19 protein-coding genes are annotated in these 23974 nt (G+C 71.0%); 16 read left to right on the top strand and 3 right to left on the bottom strand.

What is annotated here, in order from left to right:
- Window positions 1–198 precede the first annotated feature (198 nt).
- The 11 genes from uvrC to pgi all read left to right on the top strand — a co-directional run bounded on the left by uvrC (window position 199) and on the right by pgi (window position 13215).
- Window positions 199–2343, top strand: coding sequence for an excinuclease ABC subunit UvrC (uvrC, locus tag ACIP4X_RS00865; RefSeq protein WP_401345984.1), 2145 nt, complete (start codon window positions 199–201; stop codon window positions 2341–2343).
- Window positions 2340–3341, top strand: coding sequence for an RNase adapter RapZ (rapZ, locus tag ACIP4X_RS00860; RefSeq protein WP_401345983.1), 1002 nt, complete (start codon window positions 2340–2342; stop codon window positions 3339–3341). The genes uvrC and rapZ overlap by 4 nt, the downstream gene beginning before the upstream one ends.
- Window positions 3338–4432, top strand: a complete 1095-nt coding sequence (yvcK, locus tag ACIP4X_RS00855; RefSeq protein WP_358732671.1) for a uridine diphosphate-N-acetylglucosamine-binding protein YvcK — start codon at window positions 3338–3340, stop codon at window positions 4430–4432. Before rapZ ends, yvcK begins: the two co-directional genes overlap by 4 nt.
- Window positions 4423–5412: a DNA-binding protein WhiA gene (gene whiA / locus ACIP4X_RS00850; protein WP_326802010.1), complete on the top strand. Its 990-nt coding sequence runs from the start codon at window positions 4423–4425 to the stop codon at window positions 5410–5412. Before yvcK ends, whiA begins: the two co-directional genes overlap by 10 nt.
- A gap of 550 nt (window positions 5413–5962) precedes the next feature.
- Window positions 5963–6970 (top strand): type I glyceraldehyde-3-phosphate dehydrogenase, encoded by a 1008-nt coding sequence (gene gap / locus ACIP4X_RS00845; RefSeq protein ID WP_358732670.1) that lies wholly within the window; start codon window positions 5963–5965, stop codon window positions 6968–6970.
- Window positions 6971–7135: 165 nt separating this feature from the next.
- On the top strand, window positions 7136–8347 hold the full coding sequence (locus tag ACIP4X_RS00840; RefSeq protein WP_391453650.1) for a phosphoglycerate kinase: 1212 nt from the start codon (window positions 7136–7138) through the stop codon (window positions 8345–8347).
- A gap of 6 nt (window positions 8348–8353) precedes the next feature.
- Window positions 8354–9130, top strand: coding sequence for a triose-phosphate isomerase (gene tpiA, locus ACIP4X_RS00835; RefSeq protein WP_358732666.1), 777 nt, complete (start codon window positions 8354–8356; stop codon window positions 9128–9130).
- Window positions 9131–9288: 158 nt separating this feature from the next.
- The gene (gene secG, locus ACIP4X_RS00830; protein WP_100569504.1) at window positions 9289–9525 is read left to right on the top strand and encodes a preprotein translocase subunit SecG; all 237 of its coding nucleotides are present in this window, start codon (window positions 9289–9291) and stop codon (window positions 9523–9525) included.
- Window positions 9526–9741: 216 nt separating this feature from the next.
- Entirely contained in the window at window positions 9742–10077 is a 336-nt protein-coding gene (locus tag ACIP4X_RS00825; protein ID WP_073952427.1) for an RNA polymerase-binding protein RbpA, read from the top strand.
- A gap of 138 nt (window positions 10078–10215) precedes the next feature.
- Complete coding sequence (locus ACIP4X_RS00820) at window positions 10216–11496, top strand: MFS transporter (RefSeq protein ID WP_391453654.1); 1281 nt, start codon at window positions 10216–10218, stop codon at window positions 11494–11496.
- Between the two features lie 66 nt (window positions 11497–11562).
- Window positions 11563–13215: a glucose-6-phosphate isomerase gene (pgi, locus tag ACIP4X_RS00815; protein WP_358732662.1), complete on the top strand. Its 1653-nt coding sequence runs from the start codon at window positions 11563–11565 to the stop codon at window positions 13213–13215.
- Window positions 13216–13249: 34 nt separating this feature from the next.
- On the opposite strand, the gene ACIP4X_RS00810 is transcribed toward pgi, so the two are convergent.
- The 3 genes from ACIP4X_RS00810 to ACIP4X_RS00800 form a co-directional block, all read right to left on the bottom strand.
- Window positions 13250–15532, bottom strand: coding sequence for an FtsX-like permease family protein (locus ACIP4X_RS00810; protein WP_401345976.1), 2283 nt, complete (start codon window positions 15530–15532; stop codon window positions 13250–13252).
- Window positions 15533–15617: 85 nt separating this feature from the next.
- Window positions 15618–16373, bottom strand: a complete 756-nt coding sequence (locus ACIP4X_RS00805) for an ABC transporter ATP-binding protein (protein ID WP_100569501.1) — start codon at window positions 16371–16373, stop codon at window positions 15618–15620.
- A complete protein-coding gene (locus ACIP4X_RS00800) occupies window positions 16370–16885 on the bottom strand; it encodes a PadR family transcriptional regulator (protein WP_358732658.1) in 516 nt (171 codons plus the stop codon). Before ACIP4X_RS00800 ends, ACIP4X_RS00805 begins: the two co-directional genes overlap by 4 nt.
- Window positions 16886–17236: 351 nt before the next feature.
- Between ACIP4X_RS00800 and ACIP4X_RS00795 the strand changes: the two genes are divergently transcribed.
- The 5 genes from ACIP4X_RS00795 to ACIP4X_RS00775 all read left to right on the top strand — a co-directional run bounded on the left by ACIP4X_RS00795 (window position 17237) and on the right by ACIP4X_RS00775 (window position 23939).
- Window positions 17237–18511, top strand: coding sequence for an ABC transporter substrate-binding protein (locus tag ACIP4X_RS00795; RefSeq protein ID WP_358732656.1), 1275 nt, complete (start codon window positions 17237–17239; stop codon window positions 18509–18511).
- 204 nt (window positions 18512–18715) lie between these two features.
- Window positions 18716–20347: a glycoside hydrolase family 13 protein gene (locus ACIP4X_RS00790; protein WP_401345971.1), complete on the top strand. Its 1632-nt coding sequence runs from the start codon at window positions 18716–18718 to the stop codon at window positions 20345–20347.
- A gap of 38 nt (window positions 20348–20385) precedes the next feature.
- Entirely contained in the window at window positions 20386–21726 is a 1341-nt protein-coding gene (locus ACIP4X_RS00785; RefSeq protein WP_358732652.1) for an ABC transporter substrate-binding protein, read from the top strand.
- 6 nt (window positions 21727–21732) lie between these two features.
- On the top strand, window positions 21733–23100 hold the full coding sequence (locus ACIP4X_RS00780) for an ABC transporter permease subunit (RefSeq protein ID WP_391453660.1): 1368 nt from the start codon (window positions 21733–21735) through the stop codon (window positions 23098–23100).
- A complete protein-coding gene (locus tag ACIP4X_RS00775) occupies window positions 23100–23939 on the top strand; it encodes an ABC transporter permease subunit (protein ID WP_391453662.1) in 840 nt (279 codons plus the stop codon). Before ACIP4X_RS00780 ends, ACIP4X_RS00775 begins: the two co-directional genes overlap by 1 nt.
- Window positions 23940–23974 lie beyond the last annotated feature (35 nt).

The following is a 23974-nucleotide window of genomic DNA, read 5'->3' as shown; positions in this document are numbered from 1 at the left end:
GCAGGGCTCTGCACATCCGGACGCCGTCGTTCACGGCCCCGAGTTCCCCCGCATTGAAGCGTGTTGACCAAGTCCCGACAACACCTGAGACCGACAGGCGTGCGTTCCCGGCCGAGGAGGCACCCCCGGCCGGGGCGCGCCGCGGCCGAGGTGGTGGAGGGCCGCCGCGGTGTCAGCGCCCGACAGTAGGGTTGAGTCATGGCCGACCCCTCCAGCTACCGCCCCAAGCCGGGAGACGTCCCGGACTGTCCCGGGGTCTACCGCTTCCGTGACGAGCACCGCCGGGTCATCTACGTCGGAAAGGCCAAGAGCCTGCGGCAGCGCCTGGCGAACTACTTCCAGGACCTCGCGAACCTCCACCCGCGCACGCGCAGCATGGTCACCACGGCCGCGTCCGTGGAGTGGACGGTGGTGTCCACGGAGGTCGAGGCGCTGCAGCTGGAGTACTCCTGGATCAAGGAGTTCGACCCCCGGTTCAACGTCAAGTACCGCGACGACAAGAGCTACCCGTACCTCGCGGTGACGATGAACGAGGAGTTCCCCCGCGTGCAGGTGATGCGCGGCCACAAGAAGAAAGGCGTGCGCTACTTCGGTCCGTACGGGCACGCGTGGGCCATCCGCGACACCGTCGACCTGCTGCTGCGCGTCTTCCCGGTGCGCACCTGCTCGGCCGGTGTCTTCAAGAACGCCGCCCGCACCGGCCGCCCCTGCCTGCTGGGCTACATCGGCAAGTGCTCCGCGCCCTGCGTCGGCCGCGTCTCCGCCGAGGAGCACCGCGAACTGGCCGAGGACTTCAGCGACTTCATGGCCGGCCGCACCGGCACGTATCTGCGCCGCCTGGAGAAGCAGATGACGGAGGCGGCCGAGGAGATGGAGTACGAGCGGGCCGCCCGCCTGCGCGACGACATCGAGGCCCTGAGGAAGGCCATGGAAAAGAGCGCGGTCGTGCTCGCCGACGCGACCGACGCCGACCTCATCGCCGTCGCCGAGGACGAGCTGGAGGCCGCGGTGCAGATCTTCCACGTGCGCGGCGGGCGGGTGCGCGGCCAGCGCGGCTGGGTGACCGACAAGGTGGAGGACGTCACCACCGGCGCCCTCGTCGAGCACGCCCTGCAGCAGCTGTACGGCGAGGAGAGCGGGGACGCCGTGCCCAAGGAGGTCCTCGTCCCGGCCCTGCCCGACCCGGTCGAACCGGTCCAGGAGTGGCTCGCCGAGCGCCGCGGGTCGAACGTCTCGCTGCGCATCCCGCAGCGCGGCGACAAGAAGGCCCTCATGGAGACCGTGCAGCGCAACGCCCAGCAGGGGCTCGTCCTGCACAAGACCAGGCGCGCCTCCGACCTCACCACGCGCTCGCGTGCCCTGGAGGAGATCGCCGAGGCCCTCGACCTGGACAGCGCCCCCCTCCGGATCGAGTGCTACGACATCTCCCACCTCCAGGGCGACGACGTGGTGGCCTCCATGGTCGTCTTCGAGGACGGCCTCCAGCGCAAGAGCGAGTACCGCCGCTTCCAGATCAAGGGCCGCGCCGGGGACACACGGCTCTGGCACGGCGAGGGCCAGGACGACGTCCGCTCCATGCACGAGGTGATCACCCGCCGGTTCAGGCGCTACCTCGCCGAGAAGGAGAAGACCGGCGAGTGGGCCGACGGCGAGGACGTCCCCGTGAACGGATCGCCCGCGGGATCGCCCGACGGTTCGCTCGACGGCGCACCCGAGGGCCCGGTCGACGCCCTCGTCGAGGACGACGGCCGCCCCAAGCGCTTCGCCTATCCGCCCCAGCTCGTCGTCGTCGACGGCGGGCAGCCCCAGGTGGCGGCCGCCCAGCGGGCCCTGGACGAACTCGGCATCGACGACATCGCCGTGTGCGGACTGGCCAAGCGCCTGGAGGAGATCTGGCTGCCCGGCGAGGACGACCCGGTGGTCCTGCCCCGCAGCAGCGAGGGCCTGTACCTGCTGCAGCGGGTGCGCGACGAGGCCCACCGGTTCGCGATCACCTACCAGCGCACCAGACGGGCCAAGCGCTTCCGGGCCGGGCCCCTGGACGACGTGCCGGGCCTCGGAGAGACACGCAAACAGGCGCTGATCAAGCATTTCGGCTCGGTGAAGCGGCTGCGGTCCGCGACAATCGACCAGATCTGCGGGGTACCCGGTATAGGCCGAAAAACGGCCGAGACCATCGCCGCGGCCCTCGCCCAGGCGGTCCCGGCCGGACCCGCCGTCAACACGGCGACTGGAGAGATCATGGAAGACGTGGAAGAAGCGCCAGCGGCGACGACCGCGGGTGACGCGGAGACGCCCGTGCCCACGAGCGTCCCGGACGACCGACGGGGGCAGGAGACATGACCGAGCACGACGCACGGCGAAGCGCCGAGCGAGATCAGTCCCATGAAGGACCGCGCGAGGAACAGCCCGAGCGCGCGTCCACGGAAAACGGAGCACAGGTGAGTACGGGCATCGACACGGCCGGCGTCCCCGACACGGCCATCCCCGAGCTGGTGATCATCTCCGGCATGTCCGGGGCCGGCCGGTCCACGGCCGCCAAGTGTCTGGAGGACCTCGGCTGGTTCGTCGTCGACAACCTGCCGCCGGCCCTGATCCCCACCATGGTGGAACTCGGTGCCCGCTCGCAGGGCAACGTGGCCCGCATCGCGGTCGTCGTCGACGTCCGCGGCCGCCGCTTCTTCGACAACCTGCGCGAGTCCCTGGCCGGCCTGGAGGCCAAGAACGTCACCCGCCGGATCGTGTTCCTGGAGTCCTCCGAAGAGGCCCTGGTGCGACGCTTCGAGTCGGTGCGCAGGCCCCACCCGCTCCAGGGCGACGGCCGCATCGTCGACGGCATCGCCGCCGAGCGCGAGCTGCTGCGCGAACTGCGCGGCGACGCCGACCTGGTGATCGACACCTCCAGCCTCAACGTGCACGAACTGCGGGCCAAGATGGACGCCCAGTTCGCCGGCGAGGAGGAGCCCGAACTGCGGGCCACCGTGATGTCGTTCGGCTTCAAGTACGGCCTGCCGGTCGACGCCGACCTGGTCGCCGACATGCGGTTCCTGCCCAACCCGCACTGGGTGCCCGAACTGCGCCCGTACACCGGTCTGCACGACGAGGTCGCCGCCTACGTCTTCAACCAGCCCGGCGCCAAGGAGTTCCTCGACCGCTACGCCGAGCTGCTGCGGCTCGTCTCGGCCGGCTACCGGCGCGAGGGCAAGCGGTACGTGACCATCGCGATCGGCTGCACGGGCGGCAAGCACCGCTCGGTGGCCGTGTCGGAGAAGCTCGCCGCGCGGCTCGCGGCCGAGGGCGTGGAGACCGTCGTCGTCCACCGGGACATGGGGCGCGAGTGAGAGGACGTACTCCGCGGCTGAGCGGCCTGCGCCGGGTGGTGCCGGAGGGGCGTTCGGCGCGGCAGGCGCTCGCTGCGCGCGCGGGACGCCCGGCCGAGTCCCGGGGCGGCCGGCCGCGCCGCCGCGGCGCCCAGCCCAAGGTGGTCGCACTCGGCGGCGGCATGGGCCTGTCCGCCTCGCTCGCGGCGCTGCGCCGGATCACCGGCGACCTCACCGCCGTCGTCACCGTGGCCGACGACGGGGGCTCCAGCGGGCGCCTGCGCGATGAACTGGGCGTGCTGCCGCCCGGCGACCTGCGCAAGGCGCTGGCCGCGCTGTGCGGTGACGACGACTGGGGCCAGACCTGGGCCCGGGTGATCCAGCACCGTTTCACCTCCCAGGGCGACCTGCACGACCACGCGGTGGGCAACCTGCTGATCGTCGCCCTGTGGGAGCAGCTCGGCGACCACGTCCAGGCCCTTGACCTGGTGGGCAAGCTGCTGGGCGCGCACGGGCGCGTGCTGCCCATGTCCGCCGTGCCCCTGGAGCTCCAGGCGCTGGTCAAGGGGCACGACCCGGAGCGGCCCGAGGACGTCGACACCGTGCGCGGGCAGGCCACCGTCGCGCTCACCCCGGGCGAGGTGCAGTCCGTGCACCTGGTGCCGCACGACCCGCCCGCCGTGCCCGAGGCCGTCGACGCCGTCCTGGACGCGGACTGGGTGGTACTCGGACCCGGCTCCTGGTTCTCCTCGGTCATCCCGCACCTGCTGGTGCCCGAGCTGCTCGACGCGCTCACCGAGACCAGGGCGCGCCGGGTCCTGTCCTTGAACCTCGCGCCGCAGCCGGGAGAAACCGAGGGCTTCTCCCCGCAGCGTCATTTGGAGGTTTTGGGACGACACGCCCCTAAACTCGCCCTGGACGTGGTGCTGGCCGACGAGGCCGCCGTGCCCGACCGCGACGTGCTCACCGAGGCCGCCAAGCGGTTCGGCGCCGCGGTCGAGCTCGCGCCGGTGGCCCGGAGGGACGGAACTCCGCGGCACGACCCGGAGCTGCTGGCCGCCGCGTACGACCGTATTTTTCGGATGCATGGAAGGATCGGCCCATGGCGATGACGGCAGCGGTGAAGGACGAGATCTCCCGGCTCCCCGTCACCCGGACCTGCTGCAGGAAGGCGGAGGTATCCGCCCTTCTGCGGTTCGCCGGCGGCCTCCACCTGGTCAGCGGGCGGATCGTGATCGAGGCGGAGCTGGACACCGCCATGGCTGCGCGGCGCCTGAAGCGGGACATCCTGGAGATCTTCGGTCACAGCTCCGAGCTGATCGTGATGGCGCCGGGCGGGCTGCGCCGCGGCTCGCGCTACGTCGTGCGGGTCGTCGCGGGCGGCGACCAGCTGGCCCGTCAGACCGGTCTGGTCGACGGTCGGGGCCGGCCGATCCGCGGTCTGCCGCCGCAGGTGGTCTCGGGGGCCACCTGTGACGCCGAGGCCGCCTGGCGTGGTGCCTTCCTGGCCCACGGCTCGCTCACCGAGCCGGGGCGCTCCTCCTCCCTGGAGGTGACCTGCCCGGGCCCGGAGGCGGCGCTCGCGCTGGTCGGTGCCGCGCGTCGGCTGTCCATCGCCGCGAAGGCCCGCGAGGTGCGGGGCGTGGACCGGGTGGTGGTCCGCGACGGCGACGCGATCGGGGCCCTGCTGACCCGTCTGGGCGCCCACGAGTCCGTGCTCGCCTGGGAGGAGCGGCGGATGCGCCGCGAGGTCCGCGCCACGGCCAACCGCCTCGCCAACTTCGACGACGCCAACCTGCGCCGGTCGGCGCGCGCGGCCGTCGCGGCCGGTGCGCGGGTGGCCCGGGCGCTGGAGATCCTCGCCGACGACGTCCCCGAGCACCTCGCCGCCGCGGGGCGCCTGCGCATGGAGCACAAGCAGGCCTCCCTGGAAGAGCTCGGCGCCCTCGCCGACCCCCCGCTGACCAAGGACGCCGTCGCGGGCCGGATCCGCCGCCTGCTGGCCATGGCCGACAAGCGGGCCTCCGACCTCGGCATCCCCGGCACCGAGGCGAACCTGTCCGAGGACCTGGCGGACAACCTGGCGGGCTGACCGCCACGGGCCGACCGCCCGCTCACCGCACCCCGACCGGCCACCACCGGCCAACCAGCCGATGCTGGTTGGCCGGTGGTGGCCGCTCGGTTTTACGCGGGGACTACCGACAGTGACCGACTCCGGGCCGTCGACGCCGGTCGACGTCGTGCTTGACAGGCCGCGCCGAGCGGCACGGGACCGTCGCGGGACGAGATGCCGAGGCGTGGACGGGGCGACGGGCGCAGCCTGCGGTCGTGACGGCCCCGTGGGGCAATTGCCCGGTTTGCCGGAAGTCCGGATTGGATGGAGATCGGGGTATTTCACAAGTGAGCTGGGGGGCTCACGAACGAGTGACCAACGTGGTCAATTGGTATGGGCAATCCATAGCGAAATCGGGTGATCCAGGCGACCTGGGCGAGGGGTTCGGACCTTTGGCGAAGCCGAGCTGTCCAGGACGCGTCCGGATGTCACTTCGGGGGCCTTGGAGGGGTAGGGTCGTGGGTGGTCGGGGACATCCCAATACAGCTCGCCGGCGTCGAAACCGGCGTACCAACGAGGAGATCGGTTCGTGACGATCCGCGTAGGCATCAACGGCTTTGGCCGCATCGGTCGTAACTACTTCCGCGCGCTCCTTGAGCAGGGTGCGGACATCGAGATCGTGGCTGTCAATGACCTGGGTGACACCGCGACCACCGCTCACCTGCTGAAGTACGACACCATCCTGGGCCGCCTCAAGCAGGAGGTCTCCCACACCGCCGACACCATCACCGTCGACGGCCACACCATCAAGGTGCTGTCCGAGCGCAACCCCGCCGACATCCCCTGGGGTGAACTCGGCGTCGACATCGTCATCGAGTCCACCGGCATCTTCACCAAGAAGGAAGACGCCGAGAAGCACATCGCCGGCGGCGCCAAGAAGGTCATCATCTCCGCCCCGGCGAAGAACGAAGACGTCACCATCGTGATGGGCGTCAACCAGGACCAGTACGACCCGGCCAACCACCACGTCATCTCCAACGCCTCCTGCACCACCAACTGCGTGGCGCCGATGGCGAAGGTCCTCGACGAGAACTTCGGCATCGTCAAGGGTCTGATGACCACCGTGCACGCGTACACGAACGACCAGCGCATCCTGGACTTCCCGCACAAGGACCTGCGCCGCGCCCGTGCCGCCGCCGAGAACATCATCCCGACCACCACCGGCGCCGCCAAGGCCACCGCCCTGGTCCTGCCGCAGCTCAAGGGCAAGCTGGACGGCATCGCCATGCGCGTCCCGGTGCCCACCGGCTCGGTCACCGACCTCGTCATCGAGCTCTCCCGCGAGGTCACCAAGGAAGAGGTCAACGCCGCCTTCCAGAAGGCCGCCGAGGGCGAGCTGAAGGGCCTCCTGGACTACACCGAGGACCCGATCGTCTCCTCGGACATCGTCAACGCCCCGGCGTCCTGCACGTTCGACTCCTCCCTGACCATGGTTCAGGACGGCAGGAACGTGAAGGTCATCGGCTGGTACGACAACGAGTGGGGCTACTCCAACCGCCTCGTCGACCTCACGGTCTTCGTCGGCAACCAGCTCTGAGCGGCAGGGCAGGCACCTCGATGTGAGTGCAGGGCTCGGGCGGCGCGCGACGCGCCGTCCGAGCCCTGACGCACGTACAGCGGGCCGAACGACCACAACCCGCCCACGTGCGGATCGATCAGCCCTCGTACGATCAAGAGCCCCCTCTTCAGGAGTCCCAACCCAATGAAGACGATCGACGAACTTCTCTCCGAAGGCGTGGACGGCAAGCGGGTCTTCGTCCGCGCCGACCTCAACGTGCCGCTGGCCGACGGTGTCATCACCGACGACGGCCGCATCCGCGCCGTCCTGCCCACCGTCAAGGCCCTCGCCGAGGCCGGCGCCAAGGTGGTCGTCGCCTCGCACCTGGGCCGCCCCAAGGGCGCCCCGGACCCGGCCTTCTCGCTGCTGCCCGCCGCCGAGCGGCTCGGCGAACTCCTTGGCGCGCCCGTGGCGTTCGCCCAGGACACCGTCGGCCCGGCCGCCCACGACGCCGTGGACGGTCTGCAGCCCGGCCAGGTCGCGGTCATCGAGAACCTGCGGTTCAACCCCGGCGAGACGGCCAAGGACGACACCGAGCGCGGCGAGTTCGCCGACCGGCTCGCCGCCCTCGCGGACGTCTACGTCGGCGACGGATTCGGCGCCGTGCACCGCAAGCACGCCTCCGTCTACGACCTGCCGGCCCGCCTCCCGCACTACGCCGGCTACCTCATCACCACCGAGGTCGGCGTCCTGAGGAAGCTCACCGAGGACGTCCGGCGGCCCTACGTCGTCGCGCTCGGCGGCGCCAAGGTCTCCGACAAGCTCGCCGTCATCGACGAGTTGCTCGGCCGGGCCGACCGCCTGCTCATCGGCGGCGGCATGGCGTACACCTTCCTCAAGGCCCAGGGCCACGAGATCGGCAAGTCCCTCGTGCAGGAGGACCAGCTCCCGGTCGTCCTGGAGTACATCGAGCGCGCCGAGAAGACCGGCGTCGAGCTGGTCCTGCCGGTGGACGCGCTGGTCTCGCCCGAATTCCCGGACCTGAAGGCCAAGGCCCCGGTCCACCCCACCGCGGTCGCCGCGGACGCCATGCCGGCCGACCAGCTCGGCCTGGACATCGGCCCGGAGTCCCGCAAGCTGTACGCCGCGAAGCTCGCCGACGCCGCCACCGTCTTCTGGAACGGCCCGATGGGCGTCTTCGAGCACCCCGACTTCGCCGAGGGCACCAGGGCGGTCGCCCAGGCCCTGGTCGACTCGGACGGCTTCACCGTCGTGGGCGGCGGCGACTCCGCCGCCGCCGTCCGTACGCTGGGCTTCGACGAGTCGGCATTCGGCCACATCTCGACCGGCGGCGGCGCCTCCCTCGAATACCTCGAGGGCAAGACGCTCCCCGGCCTCGCCGCACTGGAGGACTGAAACCGTATGAGCACGCGCACGCCGCTGATGGCGGGCAACTGGAAGATGAACCTCAACCACCTCGAGGCCATCGCGCACGTCCAGAAGCTCGCCTTCGCCCTGGCCGACAAGGACTACGACGCCGTCGAGGTCGCCGTCCTGCCGCCCTTCACCGACCTGCGCTCCGTGCAGACGCTGGTCGACGGTGACAAGCTCAAGATCAAGTACGGCGCCCAGGACGTCTCGGCGCACGACTCGGGCGCCTACACCGGCGAGATCTCGGGCCCGATGCTGGCCAAGCTGAAGTGCACCTATGTGGTGATCGGCCACTCCGAGCGCCGGCAGTACCACAACGAGACCGACGAGCTGGTGAACGCCAAGGTCAAGGCCGCCTACAAGCACGGCCTGACCCCGATCCTGTGCGTCGGCGAGGAACTGGACGTCCGTGACGCGGGCAACCACGTCACGCACACGCTCGCCCAGGTCGAGGGGGGTCTGAAGGACCTCCCGGCCGAGCAGGCCGAGTCGATCGTGATCGCCTACGAGCCCGTCTGGGCCATCGGCACCGGCAAGGTCTGCGGAGCGGCGGAGGCCCAGGAGGTCTGCGGCGCCATCCGCGGCAAGCTTGCCGAGCTGTACTCGCAGGAGGTCGCCGACCAGGTGCGCATCCAGTACGGCGGCTCGGTGAAGTCGGGCAACGTCGCCGAGATCATGGCGCAGGAGGACATCGACGGCGCCCTGGTCGGCGGTGCCTCGCTGGACACGGACGAGTTCGTCAAGATCGTCCGCTTCGGCGAGCAGTGAGCCTGGGCCGCCGCGGGCGGTGGGCAGGGCCCGCCGCGCACGGCGGGCCGGGCTGTGAGTATGCGCCGACGGCGATCCGTCGTACTCTTGCGGGGGCATGGTAGGCACGACCTGCCGCACCCTGTCGTCCATCCGAATCCGAGGAAGTTGGTCCAGCCGTGGTTTTGGGGTTCTCGATCGCCCTGATCGTCTTCAGCCTGCTGCTGATGCTGCTGGTGCTGATGCACAAGGGGAAGGGCGGCGGCCTCTCCGACATGTTCGGTGGCGGCATGCAGTCGTCCGTCGGAGGCTCCTCGGTCGCCGAGCGCAACCTCGACCGCATCACCGTGGTGATCGGCCTGCTGTGGCTCGCCTGCATCATCGTGCTCGGCATCCTGATGAAGACGAGCAGCTGACGAGCGGCTGCCCGCCGGTCGGTACCGCACATTCCGTACGTAAGGCCCCATGGTCGGTACGCGCTCCCGGGCGCGGCCTATCATGGGGCTTGCGTCTGTGTGGGAGCGGTAACTCCCATCACTGGACGCGCGTTGGGCCTTACGTAGACTGAGGCGCTCGCGGCGGAGCGGCAGGCCGACCCGCTTCGCGGCACCATCACGCAGGGAGTTACGACCGTGGCAAGTGGCAACGCGATCCGAGGAAGCCGGGTCGGGGCGGGGCCGATGGGCGAGGCCGAGCGTGGCGAGTCCGCGCCGCGTCTGCGCATCTCCTTCTGGTGCTCCAACGGACACGAGACCCAGCCGAGCTTCGCCAGCGACGCGCAGGTTCCCGACACCTGGGACTGCCCGCGCTGTGGTTTCCCGGCCGGTCAGGACCAGGACAACCCGCCGGCCCCGCCGCGCACCGAGCCCTACAAGACGCACCTGGCCTATGTGCGGGAGCGGCGCAGCGACGCGGACGGTGAGGCGATCCTCGCCGAGGCACTCGCCAAACTGCGGGGCGAGATCTAGGACTTGAGATCCGGTCGGCCGCCTTCGGGCGCGGGGCCGGACCTGTTGCGTATCCGGGCGGACCGGCCGTCGCGGACCGATTGTCAGTGGTGCCCTCTACGGTTTGCGTATCGGCGAATCGTGAGCGGAGGGGAAGCCATGACGGGGGCGGAGGCCGGGAGCGAGGCCGTCGGCGCGGGCGCGCCGGCGTGGCGCGGTGGATTCGGACGGCTGTGGAGTGGCGCCGTGCTGTCCAGCTTCGGCGACGCGCTGCGTACGGTCGCACTGCCGCTGCTCGCCCTGTCGCTGACCGACGACCCGCTGCTCATCGCCTCGGTCACGGCCTGCGGTTATCTGCCCTGGATCGTCTTCGGGTTGCTCGGCGGCGCCGTCGCGGACCGCGTGGACCAGCGGCGCGCGATGTGGGCGGCGGACACGGTACGGGGCCTGCTGGTCGCGGGTTTCGCGGTGGCCGTTGCCCTCGGGCACGCCTCGATCGGCCTGCTGATCGCGCTGGCCTTCGCGCTGACCACGCTCCAGACGCTCTTCGACAACGCCGCCACGGCCCTGCTGCCCGTCCTGGTGAAGCCCGAGGCGCTGGGCACCGCCAACGCCCGTCTGATGACCGGGCAGCGCCTCGCGGGCGGGCTGCTGGGCGGCCCGGTCGTGCCCCTGCTGATTACCGCCGGGGCCGCCGCCCCCTTCGCGGCCGACGCGGTCACCTTCCTGGTCGCCGCCGCGCTCGTGGCCTCCCTGCGGGTCCCCGTGCCCGAGCGGAAGCCGAGACCCGCCGGGAGCACGCTGCGGCGGGAGATCGCCGACGGACTGCGCGCCCTCGCGCGGGACAGGGCCCTGCGCGGAATGTGCGCCGCCACCGCGCTGTGCAACGTCGGGATGGGCGCGCTCATCGCCACTCTGGTGGTCGTCGTGACCGGCTGGCTCGGCGCGGGCACCAAGGGGTACGCGATGGTGCTGACGGCGTACACGCTGGGCAGCCTGGCCGGTGGCGTGGCCAACCGGCCGCTCGTGGCCCGGCTCGGGCGGATGCGGGCCGTGCTGCTGGCGGGCACGGTGCAGATCGCCGCGCTGGCGGTCGTGGGACTGGTGCGCAGCCTGGCCGTCGCGGTGGCCGCGCTGGCCGTGTTCGGGCTGATGGGCATGGTGTGGAACGTCAACACGACGACGCTGATGCAGCAGCGCAGCCCCGCCGGGATGCTGGGCCGGGTCAGCGCGGCCTTCCGCACCCTGGCGGTGGCCGGGGCGCCGCTCGGTGCGGTGCTCGGCGGGGCCGTCGCCGCGGTGTGGGGGCCGAACTGGCCGGCGCTGCTCACGGCCGGTTTCTTCGTCCTTTCCGTGGCCGCGCTGATACCCGTGCGCCGCGCCGACGTACTCGTTGTTGCGCCGGACGACGGCGTGACGACGACTCATGTCACCCGCTGATCAACTAGGTTGGAGCGGCAGCGGGGCAAGGACGCAGGACAGCTAGGAAAGAAGGCTGAGGTCCGAATGAACGCAGACGCCCGAACCAGGCTCAACCAGAGGCCGGAGTGGACCGCTCTGGCCAGGCACCGTGAGGAGCTCGCCGACACCGGTCTGCGGGATCTGTTCGCGGCCCACCCGGAGCGCGGCGAGGCGTACGCGCTCCAGGTCGGTGATCTGTACGTCGACTACTCCAAGCATCTCGTCACTGACGAGACGCTGCGGCTGCTGCGGGAGCTGGCCGCCGCGACGGACGTGTTCGGGCTGCGGGACGCCATGTTCCGCGGTGCGAAGATCAACGTCACCGAGGACCGGGCCGTGCTGCACACGGCGTTGCGCGCGCCGCGGGACGCGGTGGTCGAGGTCGACGGGGAGAACGTCGTGCCGGGTGTGCACGCGGTCCTCGACAAGATGAGCGACTTCGCCAACCGGGTGCGGTCGGGGGAGTGGACCGGGCACACCGGCAAGCGGATCCGCAATGTGGTCAACGTCGGCATCGGTGGCTCCGACCTGGGGCCCGCGATGGCGTACGAGGCGCTGCGGGCGTATACCGACCGCGGTCTGACGGTGCGCTTCGTGTCGAACGTAGACGGCGCGGACCTGCACGAGGCCGTGCGGGATCTGGACGCGTCGGAGACGCTGTTCGTCATCGCCTCCAAGACGTTCACCACGATCGAGACGATCACCAACGCCACGTCGGCGCGCAACTGGCTGCTGGGCGAGCTGAAGGCCGGCCCGGAGGCGGTCGCCCGGCACTTCGTGGCGCTGTCCACGAACACGGAGAAGGTGTCCGGGTTCGGCATCGACGTCGAGAACATGTTCGAGTTCTGGGACTGGGTCGGAGGGCGGTACTCGTACGACTCCGCGATCGGCCTGTCCCTGATGATCGCGATCGGGCCGGACCGGTTCCGGGAGATGCTGGACGGCTTCCGTCTCGTCGACGAGCACTTCAGGACCGCGCCGCCCGAGTCCAACGTGCCCTTGCTGCTGGGGCTGTTGGGGATCTGGTACGGCAACTTCCATGACGCGCAGTCGCATGCGGTGCTGCCGTACTCCCACTATCTGTCGAAGTTCACCGCGTATCTCCAGCAGCTGGACATGGAGTCCAACGGGAAGTCCGTGCAGCGGGACGGCGAGCCGGTGCGCTGGCAGACCGGGCCGGTGGTGTGGGGCACGCCGGGCACGAACGGGCAGCACGCGTACTACCAGCTGATCCACCAGGGTACGAAGCTGATCCCGGCGGACTTCATCGGCTTCGCCGAGCCGGTGGCCGAGCTGAGCGGCGAACTGAGGGCGCAGCACGATCTGCTGATGGCCAACTTCTTCGCGCAGACCCAGGCGCTGGCCTTCGGCAAGACGCCGGAGGAGGTACGTGCGGAGGGGGTGCCCGCCGAGCTGGTGCCGCACAAGACCTTCCGCGGGAACCACCCCACGACGACGATCCTCGCGCGCGAGCTGACTCCGTCGGTGCTGGGTCAGCTGATCGCCCTGTACGAGCACAAGGTGTTCGTCCAGGGCGCCGTCTGGAACATCGACTCCTTCGACCAGTGGGGGGTCGAGCTGGGCAAGGTCCTGGCGAAGCGGGTGGAACCGGCGCTGACGGAGGGCGCGCGGGTGGAGGGACTGGACCCCTCCACGACAACGCTGGTCGCCAAGTACCGCGCCCTGCGCTCCCGCTGACCCCTCCTCCCACCCACTCCGTCACACCGGGTCCTCAGGCCACCGCCGACAGCGTGTCCGCCAGACGGTGGCGGGAGGCTCGTGCGGCGGGGAGGGTAGAGAGGGCCGCGGCGCCGAGGGTCGCCGCGGTGATGAAGAGCAGCAGCAGCAGCGGGGAGGGGGGCCGGGCGATCCCGGCGCCGATGCCGCTGGAGTGGCCCTGGGCGTTGATCAGCCAGCCGGACAGCGGGAGGGCCAGAACGGTGGCGGTGACCGCCGCGGCCAGGGCGGTGCAGCTGGTCGAGGTCACCGTGATCGCGGTGATCTGGCGGGGGGAGAGACCGATGGCCTTGAGGGCCAGGAGGTCCCGCTCGCCCTCGCGGATCGTGCCGCCGATCGCGGAGAGCAGCTCGATCAGACCGATCAGGGCCAGGACGCAGATCAGGCCCACGACGACCGCGCGCATCGACGACAGGCCGTCGGCCGGGTTGGTCACCGGGTGGACGTCCAGGTGGCCGTGGGCGGCGGCGGACAGGGCCGTGGCGACGTGACGCGGATCGGCGCCCGGGTCCAGGCGGAGCTGGTAGAAGGTGGGGCTGAGGTTCGGGTCGTTCTCGTGCAGGGTGTCCAGGGACGTGGAGATGACCCGGCCCGCGTTCTCCGGCTCGATGGTGCGGCCGACGATGTGCAGGATCTGCGGCTGGTCGCCCACCGTCATGCGCACCCAGTCACCGACCGTGACGTCGAGCAGGTCCAGCAGGCCCTGCCCGGCCACCGCCTCGTCGGGGCCGTTCGCACGGCGGCCCTCGGCGAGGGCGAACGGGTAGGGGGCCTCGCGGGTGCCCAGGCCCCGCAGGGCGATCGTGGCCGTCTGGCCGGGAACCAGCGCGGCGACCTCCACCCCGGGGTAGACGGCGGCGACCCCGGGCTCCCGCGCCAGCAGCTCCCGCGCCCCGCGGTCGTTCAGGGTGCTGTCGGGGCGGACGGTGAGCGCGGCCGGCAGCCCCAGCTCCTCCGGCCTGCTGTGGAAGCGGTCGATCGTGGTCCAGGCACTCATCGCCACCACCATCAGCAGCAGCGGCAGCGCCAGCCGGCCCACCGTGGCGAAGGTGCGCGGACGGCGGGAGAAGGCCCGGTGCCACCCCAGGACGAGCGCGGGCGGCAGGCGCAGACCCAGCGCCCCGCGGGCGGCCGCGGTCAGTCCGCCGCCCGGCACCGCCGCGGGACGCGGCACCGGGACCGGCGGCACCCGTCCCGCCCGCCACGCGGCGAGCCCGGTCACCGCGCCGATGAACAGCACCGCTCCCACCGGGACCGCGACCATCGCGACCGTGTGACCCGGCAGGCCCTGCCACACCCCGACCGCGTCGCCGAGCCGGCCCGGGATCCGCGCGCCCAGCCCCTCGGTGAGCACCACCGCGGCCACCGCGCCCAGCACGGCGTACGCCACATGCTGGAGCAGGAAGATCCGGACCACCTGGGCGGGTGTGAAACCGATCGCCTTGAGCACCGAGATGTCCCGCAGATGCCCCCGGATACGGGTGCCGATCGCGCCGTGCACCGCCAGCCCGGCCGCGATCAGCGCGCCCAGCCCGAACAGGCCCAGCACCTGCCCGAGCAGCCGGTTGTCGCCCTGTGCCTCGGCCCGCGCCTGCTGCCAGGTGGACACCTCGCCGACCACGCCGGCGCCCAGCACGGTGACGGCGCGCTGCACGGCGTAGTCCGTGTCGTCGGGATCGGTCAGCCGCAGGCCGACCACCCGTCCGCCGGGCTCGCGCACCGCGGACGGTAGCGCCCACACCAGCCCCGGCTGCTCGCCGGGGCCGTAACGGGGCTCGGCGCTGTCGGCGATGCCCACCACGCTCAGCGTGCGCCCGGTGCCGGGCAGGACGAGCGTGTCACCGGGCTCGGCCAGCAGCGCACCGGCCAGGCGGCTCTCCAGGACCACCCCGTCCGGCTCCCCGGCGCCCGGCCAGCGCCCGGCGGTGAGCAGCGGGCGGCCCACGGTGGGCAGCGACGGCGCGCCGCGCAGCTCCACGGTGGCGCGGGTGCCGCGGGAGACGACGGTGGCGGACTCGATGAGGTAGGCGTCGGTGACCGCCTCGACGCCGTCCAGCGCGGCGAGCCGTTCCGTCTCGGCGGACCGCGCCGTGTGGAGCCACACATGGGCGCCGTTGGACTGGGTGAAGACCCGCTGCCAGGGGTTGGTGGCGTACCCGAACAGCGCGGTGGCCAGCAGCAGAGAGGCGACGATGCCGGCCGTGGCCAGCGCGATGAACAGCGCCTCCCCGCGATGGGTGCGCAGATCGGAGTGCGCCCAGCGCAACGTGGCTCGCACGGGCCTCAGCCCTTCGGTCCGGAACGCGGACCCGGGCACGCCCGGCTGCCGTACCCCGAGCACATCAGGTGGTCGTACACCGCATTCAGTCCCTCAGCTCCAGCACGCCCGAGATCCCCGTGCTCCGCGACGGCGTGGTCCCGTCCAGTTCCGCGTCGTCGGCGATCCGGCCGTCGAAGAAACTGATCACCCGGTCCGCGGCGCTGGCCAGCCGGGCGTCATGGGTGACCAGCACGATCGTCTGGCCGCGCCCGTGGAAGCGGGACAGCAGCCGCATCACCTCGCGGGTGCCCTTGCTGTCGAGGCTGCCGGCGGGCTCGTCGGCGAGCAGCAACGGAGGGTGGTTGACCAGCGCGCGGGCCAGTGCCACCCGCTGCTGCTCACCGCCGGACAGCTCGCCCGGCATGCTGCGCTCCTTGCCCTCCAGGCCCAGCTCCGCCAGGAGCTCCTCCCGCTCGGCGCGCGCCTGCCGCGGCGAGCGGCCGGCGAGCAGGGCGGGCAGCTCGACGTTGTCGGCGACGGACAGGTTGGAGACCAGGTTGAAGAACTGGAACACGATCCCGATGCCGTTGCGGCGCTCCTCGGCCCAGCGGGCCTCGCCGTAGGAGTCGGTGCACCGGCCGTCCAGCCAGATGCTGCCCTCGTCCGGCCGCTGCAGTCCGCCGAGCAGGTGCAGCAGCGTCGACTTGCCGGCCCCGGACGGTCCGGTGACCGCCACGAACTCGCCACGGGTCACCGACAGATCCACCCCGCGCACGGCCCGGGCGGGCGCCCCCTGGCCGTGGTGCGTCTTGACCAGGCCCTCGGCCCGCAGCAGCGCCGGAGCTCGGACGTCGCTCACTCCAGCCCCTCCAGTTCCTCCTGGCACCGCTCCAGCCAGTCCAGGTCGGCTTGGAGGTGCAGCATGGCGCCCTCGATCAGCAGTTGGGCGATTCTGTTGTCCCGGTTCTCGGCGGCGGCCAGCTTCGACAGACTGCGCATGGTGTTGAGGTACTGGCGCCGCTGCTTGTTGATGAGGGCGATCTGGTCCGCGAGACCGGTCTGCGGGGCCAGGGCGAGCTTCATGAAGAACTCGTCCCGCACCCGGGGTTCGTCCTCGGGCTCCTCGAACCAGACGCGCAGTTCCTCCCGCCCGGCGTCGGTGAGGTGGTAGATCTTCTTGTTGGGCCGGCTGGACTGCTCGACCTTCTCGCCCTCGATCAGTCCCGACTTCTCGAGGCGGCCGAGGGTCACGTAGATCTGGCCGACGTTCGGCTGAGGGTACGCGGAGCCCAGCAGTTGCTCAAGGTCCTGCTTCAGCTCGTAGCCGTGGGCGGGACCGCGCGCGAGAAGTGCCAGGAGGGGCAGGCGCACGCGTGCTCTCCTCCTAGGTCCTCGTCGGGCGCGTCATGCGGGGGTCTCCGGGGGGACGACGTGAGATTGACGCCAGGCCCTAGTGCCCCGACAGGCGACGTTCGCCCCGTCGCGACGCCCGGCACTCCCCCAAGCTCTTCGAGCAGGGGGACCCCCACTCGCCGCACCGGCCGAAAGCCCAAGTACATCCAGTACGAGGACTTCCGGTCGGCACACCGAGAGTACGCACCGGACGCCGCTCCTTCACGGGCAAACGTTGCCTGCCGCGGCACTAGTATCGCCCATACCTAACAGGTATACATGGCCTGAGCCGGGCGAGGATGCCCGGCGCCGGTGTGCAAGGAGGAACCTATGCGGTGGATCCACGCCGCCGGTAGGGGCCTCCTGGTTCTGGTCGTGGTCATGACCGGCTATATATCCTCGGGCGCGAGGGCGACCGGGGGGAGCGGTGAGGGCCGCGGCCCGCTCACCCTGGCCACCGCGGGCGATCTGACCGGTTACCTCGGCCCGCTTCTGGAGGGCTGGAACCGTACCCATCCCGCCGAGAGGGTCACCCTCGTCGAGCTGCCCGACGCCGCCGACGAGACCCGGGCGCAGATGGCCACCGATCTGCGCGGCGGCAACCGCAGCCGGTTCGACGTGCTCAACATCGACGTGAACTGGACATCGGAGTTCGCCGCGGCCGGCTGGATCCGCCCGCTGCCGCGCGAGCGCTTCCCGCTGGGGACCTTCCTGCCCCCGGTCGTCGACACGGCCACCTACGACGGACGGCTGTACGCGGTCCCTTACGTCACCAACGCCGGCCTGCTGCTGTACCGCAAGGACGTCCTGGACAAGGAGGGCGTCGCGCCGCCGCGCACCTGGGCCGAGCTGGAGCACGCCGCCCGGACCATCGCGCCCAAGTACGGACTGGACGGCTACGCGGGGCAGTTCCTGCCGTACGAGGGCCTGACCGTCAACGCCGCCGAGGCCGTGTACTCGGCGGGCGGCACGATCCTCGGCGACGAGGGCGAGCGCGTCACCGTCGACTCGCGCGCGGCCCGTGAGGGCATCGGCTTCCTGGCACGCGGCTTCCGCGAGGGCTGGATCCCCAGGGAGGCGCTGACGTACAAGGAGGAGGAGTCCAAGCAGGCCTTCCAGGACGGCCGGCTCCTCTTTCTGCGCAACTGGCCCTACGCGTACGCCGTCGCCTCGGCCGAGGGCTCCGAGGTCGCCGGGAGGATCGGCGCCGTGCCGCTGCCCGGACCCGACGGGCCGGGGACCAGTGTCCTCGGCGGCTCCAACCTGGCCGTCAACTCGCACGCGCGGCACCCCGACTCGGCCGCGCGCCTCATCGCGTACCTCACCAGCGAGCCCGTCCAGCGCCAGGTGCTCACCGAGGGCGCGCTGCCGCCCGTGCGCGCCGCGCTCTACGAGGACCCCGCACTCGTGCGGCGGTTCCCGTATCTGCCGACCCTGCGGGCCTCCGTGCTGGCCGCCGCGCCGCGCCCCAAGAGCCCGCACTACGACCAGGTCAGCCTGGTGGTGCAGGCGGTCGTACACGACGCGCTGGCGGGGCGGCAGACCCCCGAGGCGGCCGTGCGGCGCCTGGCGCGCGAGCTCGACGCCATCGCCGGGCGCTCGTAGCACGCGTACCGTCGGCAGCGAAGTGCTAGAACTAGTTACTTGTTAGGTAACGCCGCCATCACATCTGCCCCTGCTCCGTCCTGATAAGTCCGGACATGAGCGGTCAACTGCTCAGTAGCTTCTGTTCCGTTCGTTGACACCTTTCAGACACCGCTACCTAACATGCATGCACAACAGCTGCCTTCACAGGAATAGGTCAATGGATTGAACAGGCACGGTTGGTGGCGCGACGCGGTGATCTACCAGGTGTACGTCCGCAGCTTCCTCGACAGCACCGGCGACGGCATCGGCGATCTGGCCGGGGTCCGCGCGGGGCTGCCGTATCTGAAGAAGCTCGGCGTCGACGGCATCTGGCTGAGCCCCTTCTACCCCTCCCCGCAGCACGACCACGGCTACGACGTGGCCGACTACTGCGGCGTCGACCCGCTCTTCGGCGACCTCGCCGAGTTCGACCTGCTGATGGCCGCCGCCCGTCGGCTGGGGATCAGGGTGCTCCTCGACATCGTCCCCAACCACTGCTCCAGCGAGCACCCGTGGTTCCGCGAGGCGCTCGCCGCCGCGCCGGGCAGCGAGGCCCGCGACCGCTTCCACTTCACCGACGGGCGCGGCCCGGACGGCGCCGAGCCGCCCAACAACTGGCACGCCATGTTCGGCGGCCCCGCCTGGAGCCGGGTCACCGAACCGGACGGCCGCCCCGGCCAGTGGTACCTGCACATGTTCACGCCCGAGCAGCCCGACTGGAACTGGCGCAACCCCGAGATACCCGCCGAGTTCGAGCGTGTCCTGCGCTTCTGGCTCGACCGGGGCGTGGACGGCTTCCGCATCGACGTCGCCGCCGGCCTGTTCAAGCACCCCGAACTGCCCGACTCCCCGGACCCGGAGGCCGACGCCCGCACCCGCGACTCGGTCAACCCGCTCGCCTGGAACCAGCCCGAGGTGCATGACGTGTGGCGGCACTGGCGCGCGGTGTGCGAGGAGTACACCGCACGCGACGGCCGCGAACGCCTGCTGGTCGGCGAGGTCTCCGTGCCCAGCGCCCGCGAACACGCCAAGTACGTCCGCGCGGACGAACTGCACCAGGCCTTCTTCTTCGACCTGCTCGGCGCCCCCTGGGACGCCGACGCCTTCCGCAAGGTCATCTCCGAGGCCATGCTCGACATCGCCGGCACCGGCTCCACGGTCACCTGGGTCCTCAACAATCACGACCAGGTCCGCACCGTCACCCGCTACGGCGAGGCCGCCGTGGAGGGCAGTGGACTCGGAGCCGCCCGCGCCCGCGCCGCCGCGCTGCTGATGCTGGCGCTGCCCGGAGCCGCGTACGTCTACCAGGGCGAGGAACTCGGCCTGCCCGAGGTCGTCGACCTGCCCGACGACGTGCTCACCGACCCCATCTTCCACCGCACCGGAAGCCGCACCCACGTCCGCGACGGCTGCCGGGTGCCGCTGCCCTGGTCGGGACAGGTCTCCCCGTTCGGCTTCACCTCCGGGACCCAGAGCGCCAAGCCCTGGCTGCCGCAGCCCTCGTACTTCGCCGAGTACGTCACCGAACGCGCCCTCGCCGACACCCGCTCCTTCTGGCACCTGTACCGCGACGGCCTGCAACTGCGCTCCGCGCTCCCCCAGTTGGGCGAGGGCTCGCTGCGCTGGCTGGACACCCCGCCGGACGTGCTCGCCTTCGTCCGCGGCGACGGCCTGGTCTGCGCCGTCAACTTCGGTACCTCGCCCACGACCGCACCGGTCCCCGGCACCCCGCTGCTCGCCAGCGCCGACTGCCCGCCCGGAGTGCTCTCCGGGTCCACCGCCGCCTGGTGGATCACCGACGGCATCGATCTCTGAACCTCGTCAATTCCCCACCTTCCGAAGGGACATCAACGATGATGCGACGACGTACCACCCTGCTCACCGGCTGCACCGCCCTCGTCCTCGCCCTCGGCGCCACCGCCTGCGGCGGCGACGACCCCGTCTCCGCCGGTGGCGGCGACAAGACGCTCAGCGGCCAGACGGTCACCGTGGCCGGCGTCTGGTCCGGCAGCGAGCAGAAGAACTTCCAGAAGGTGCTGGACGCGTTCGCCGCGAAGACCGGCGCCAAGACCCAGTTCATGTCGACCGGCGACAACGTCTCCACCGTCGTCGGCAGCAAGATCGAGGGCGGCAACGCCCCCGACGTCGTGATGGTCCCGCAGGTCGGCGTGCTCCAGCAGTTCGCCAGGAAGGGCTGGCTGGAGCCGCTGTCCGACACCACCCAGAAGTCGGTGGACGCCAACTTCGCGCCGGTGTGGAAGAAGTACGGCAGCGTCGACGACACCCTGTACGGCCTCTACTTCAAGGCCGCCCACAAGTCCACCGTCTGGTTCAGCCCCGACGCGCTCGACCAGGCCGGCGTCAAGGCGCCGGCGACGTACGACGAGATGCTCAAGGCCGGACACACCCTCTCCGACTCCGGACTCGCCGCGTTCGCGGTCGCCGGACAGGACGGCTGGACCCTGACCGACTGGTTCGAGAACGTCTACCTCTCCCAGGCCGGCCCCGAGAAGTACGACGCCCTCGCCGCCCACGACCTCAAGTGGACCGACGACAGCGTGGTCAAGGCCCTCACCACGCTCGGCAAGCTGTTCAAGGACAAGCAGCTGATCGCGGGCGGCCAGAAGGGCGCCCTCAACACCGACTTCCCGGGCTCGGTGGAGAAGGTCTTCGGACCCAAGCCCGAGGCCGGCATGGTCTACGAGGGCGACTTCGTCGCGGGCGTCGCCCACGACCAGTTCGACCGGACCATCGGCAAGGACGCGGACTTCTTCCCCTTCCCGCCGGTCGACGGCGGCAACGCGCCGGTCGTCAGCGGCGGTGACGCGGCCGCCGTCCTCAAGGACGGCAAGAACGCCAAGGCCGGTATGAAGCTCCTCGAGTACCTGGCCACCCCGGAGGCCGCGGCCGTGTGGGCCAAGGCCGGCGGATTCCTGTCCCCGAACAAGAACCTCGACCTCGCCTCCTACGGCGACGACACCACCCGCGCCACCGCCAAGTCCCTCATCGCGGCGGGCGACTCCGACGCGGTCCGCTTCGACATGTCCGACCAGGCCCCGGCGGCCTTCGGCGGCACCAGCGGCGTGGGCGAATGGAAGCTGCTCCAGGACTTCCTGCGTGACCCGTCCGACCCGAAGGGCACCGCGGCGAAGCTGGAGGCCGCGGCGGCCAAGGCGTACAAGAACCAGGGCTGACCCGTCATGACCGCCCCCACACTCGCAAAGGAGAAGGGCGCGGGCCCCCCGTCGCCCGCCGCGCGCGCCGAGCAGGTTCGGCGCGCGCGGCGGCGGGGCCGGGTCGTCGCGCTGCTGTTCGTCTTCCCCGCACTGCTGCTGCTCGGCGCCCTCGTCGTCTACCCGGTGCTGTTCTCCGTCGGCCGGAGCTTCTTCGACGCCTCCGGCACCCGGTTCGTCGGCGGGGACAACTACACCGAGATGTTCAGCGACCCGGCGACGCTGAAGGCCGTCCGGAACACCACGATCTGGGTCGTCGTCGCCCCGGCGCTGCTCACCGGGCTCGGACTGATCCTCGCCGTGCTGGTGGAGAAGGTCCGCTGGGCGACGGCGTTCAAGCTGCTGCTGTTCATGCCGATGGCCGTGTCCTTCCTCGCCGCCGGCATCATCTTCCGGCTCGCCTACGACGAGGACCCGGACAAGGGCGTCCTGAACGCCGCCGTGGTCTCCGTGCACGACGCCTTCAAGGGAACCCCGGCCTACCCGAGCGCCCGCGCCCGTGAGGGGTTCGGGCTGACCGAGGGCCGGGACGGCTCCTACCTCACGAACACGAGCCTCTCGCCCGGCTCCACGGTGACCCTGCCCATGGTCGGCGTGCTGCCCAAGGACCTGCCCGGCGACGCCTCGCCCGCCCGCCCGGTGGAGGACGGGAAGACGGCTTCGGACGAACTGCGCGGAGTCGTCTACCTGGACTTCGCACCCGGCGGAGGCGGCACCCAGGGCAAGATCGACCGCGGCGAGAGCGGTATGCCCGGCATGAAGGTCGAGGCGGTGCGCGACGGCCGTACGGTCGCGAGCACCACCACGGGCTCCGACGGCTCCTTCCGCCTCACGGGCCTGAAGGCGGGCTCGTACGAGGTGAAGCTGCCGCAGGCCAACTTCGCCCAGCCCTACCAGGGCGTCTCCTGGCTCGGCCCGACGCTCGTCACCCCGATGATCATCGGCGCCTATCTGTGGATCTGGACCGGGTTCGCGATGGTGCTGATCGGCGCCGGACTGTCCGCGCTGCCGCGTGACGCGCTGGAGGCGGCGCGCATCGACGGGGCCAACGAGTGGCAGATCTTCCGGCGGATCACCGTGCCGCTGCTCGCCCCCGTCCTCACCGTCGTCTTCGTCACCCTCGTGATCAACGTGATGAAGGTCTTCGACCTCGTCTACATCATCGCGCCCGGCCCGGTGCAGCAGGACGCCACCGTGCTGGCGACCCAGATGTGGCTGGTGTCCTTCGGCGGTGGCAACAACCAGGGCCTCGGCAGCGCGCTCGGCGTGCTCCTGCTGCTCCTGGTGATCCCGGCGATGGTGTTCAACGTCCGCCGCTTCCGAAGGAGTCAGTGATGAACGCGGTCAGGCGGGGCCTGGGCAGCGCGCTGGTCCAGGCCGTCCTCGTGGTGATCGGCCTGGTCTGGATGACCCCGCTCGCGGGGCTGTTCCTGTCGTCGCTGCGTTCGGCCAAGGACACCGCGAAGGGCGGCTGGTGGACGGCGCTGGCCAGCCCGCAGCAACTGTCCTTCGACAACTACTCGGCGCTGCTGAGGAACTCGGGCATCACCAAGGCCTTCTGGAACACGGTGCTGATCTCGGTGCCCACGACGTTCCTGGTCGTGGTCATCGCGGCGCTGGCCGGATACGCGTTCGCCTGGCTGGACTTCCCGGCCCGTGAGCCGCTGTTCCTGCTGGTGGTGGCCATGCTGGTGGTGCCCGTGCAGATCGGTCTGCTGCCCGTCGCCAAACTCTTCGGCCGGCTCGGCCTGTTCGGCACGATCCCCGGCGTGGTCCTCTTCCACGTGGCCTACGGACTGCCGTTCGCGGTGTTCCTGCTGCGGAACTACTTCGCCGAGATGCCGAAGGAGATGCTGGAGGCGGCCCGCATGGACGGGGGCAACGAGTGGCGGATCTTCACCCGGCTGGTGCTGCCGGTGGGGCGGCCCGCGATCGCGAGCCTCGCCATCTTCCAGTTCCTGTGGGTGTGGAACGACATGCTGGTGGCGCTGCTGTTCGCCGACACCTCGTCGCAACCGCTGACGGTGGAACTCCAGTCGCAGATCCGCCAGTTCGGCAGCAACATCGATGTGCTGGCGCCGGGGGCGTTCCTGTCGCTGGTCGTGCCGGTGGTCGTGTTCTTCGCCTTCCAGCGGCATTTCGTGCAGGGGGTGATGGCGGGGTCGGTGAAGTGAAGCCGACCTCCGGTCCGGCCTGAACGGCCTCCTCC

This window comes from Streptomyces sp. NPDC088817, assembly GCF_044750345.1.
GTDB lineage: Bacteria > Actinomycetota > Actinomycetes > Streptomycetales > Streptomycetaceae > Streptomyces.
The sequence above is the reverse complement of the archived record's forward strand: the minus strand, read 5'-3'. Positions and strand labels throughout refer to the sequence as shown.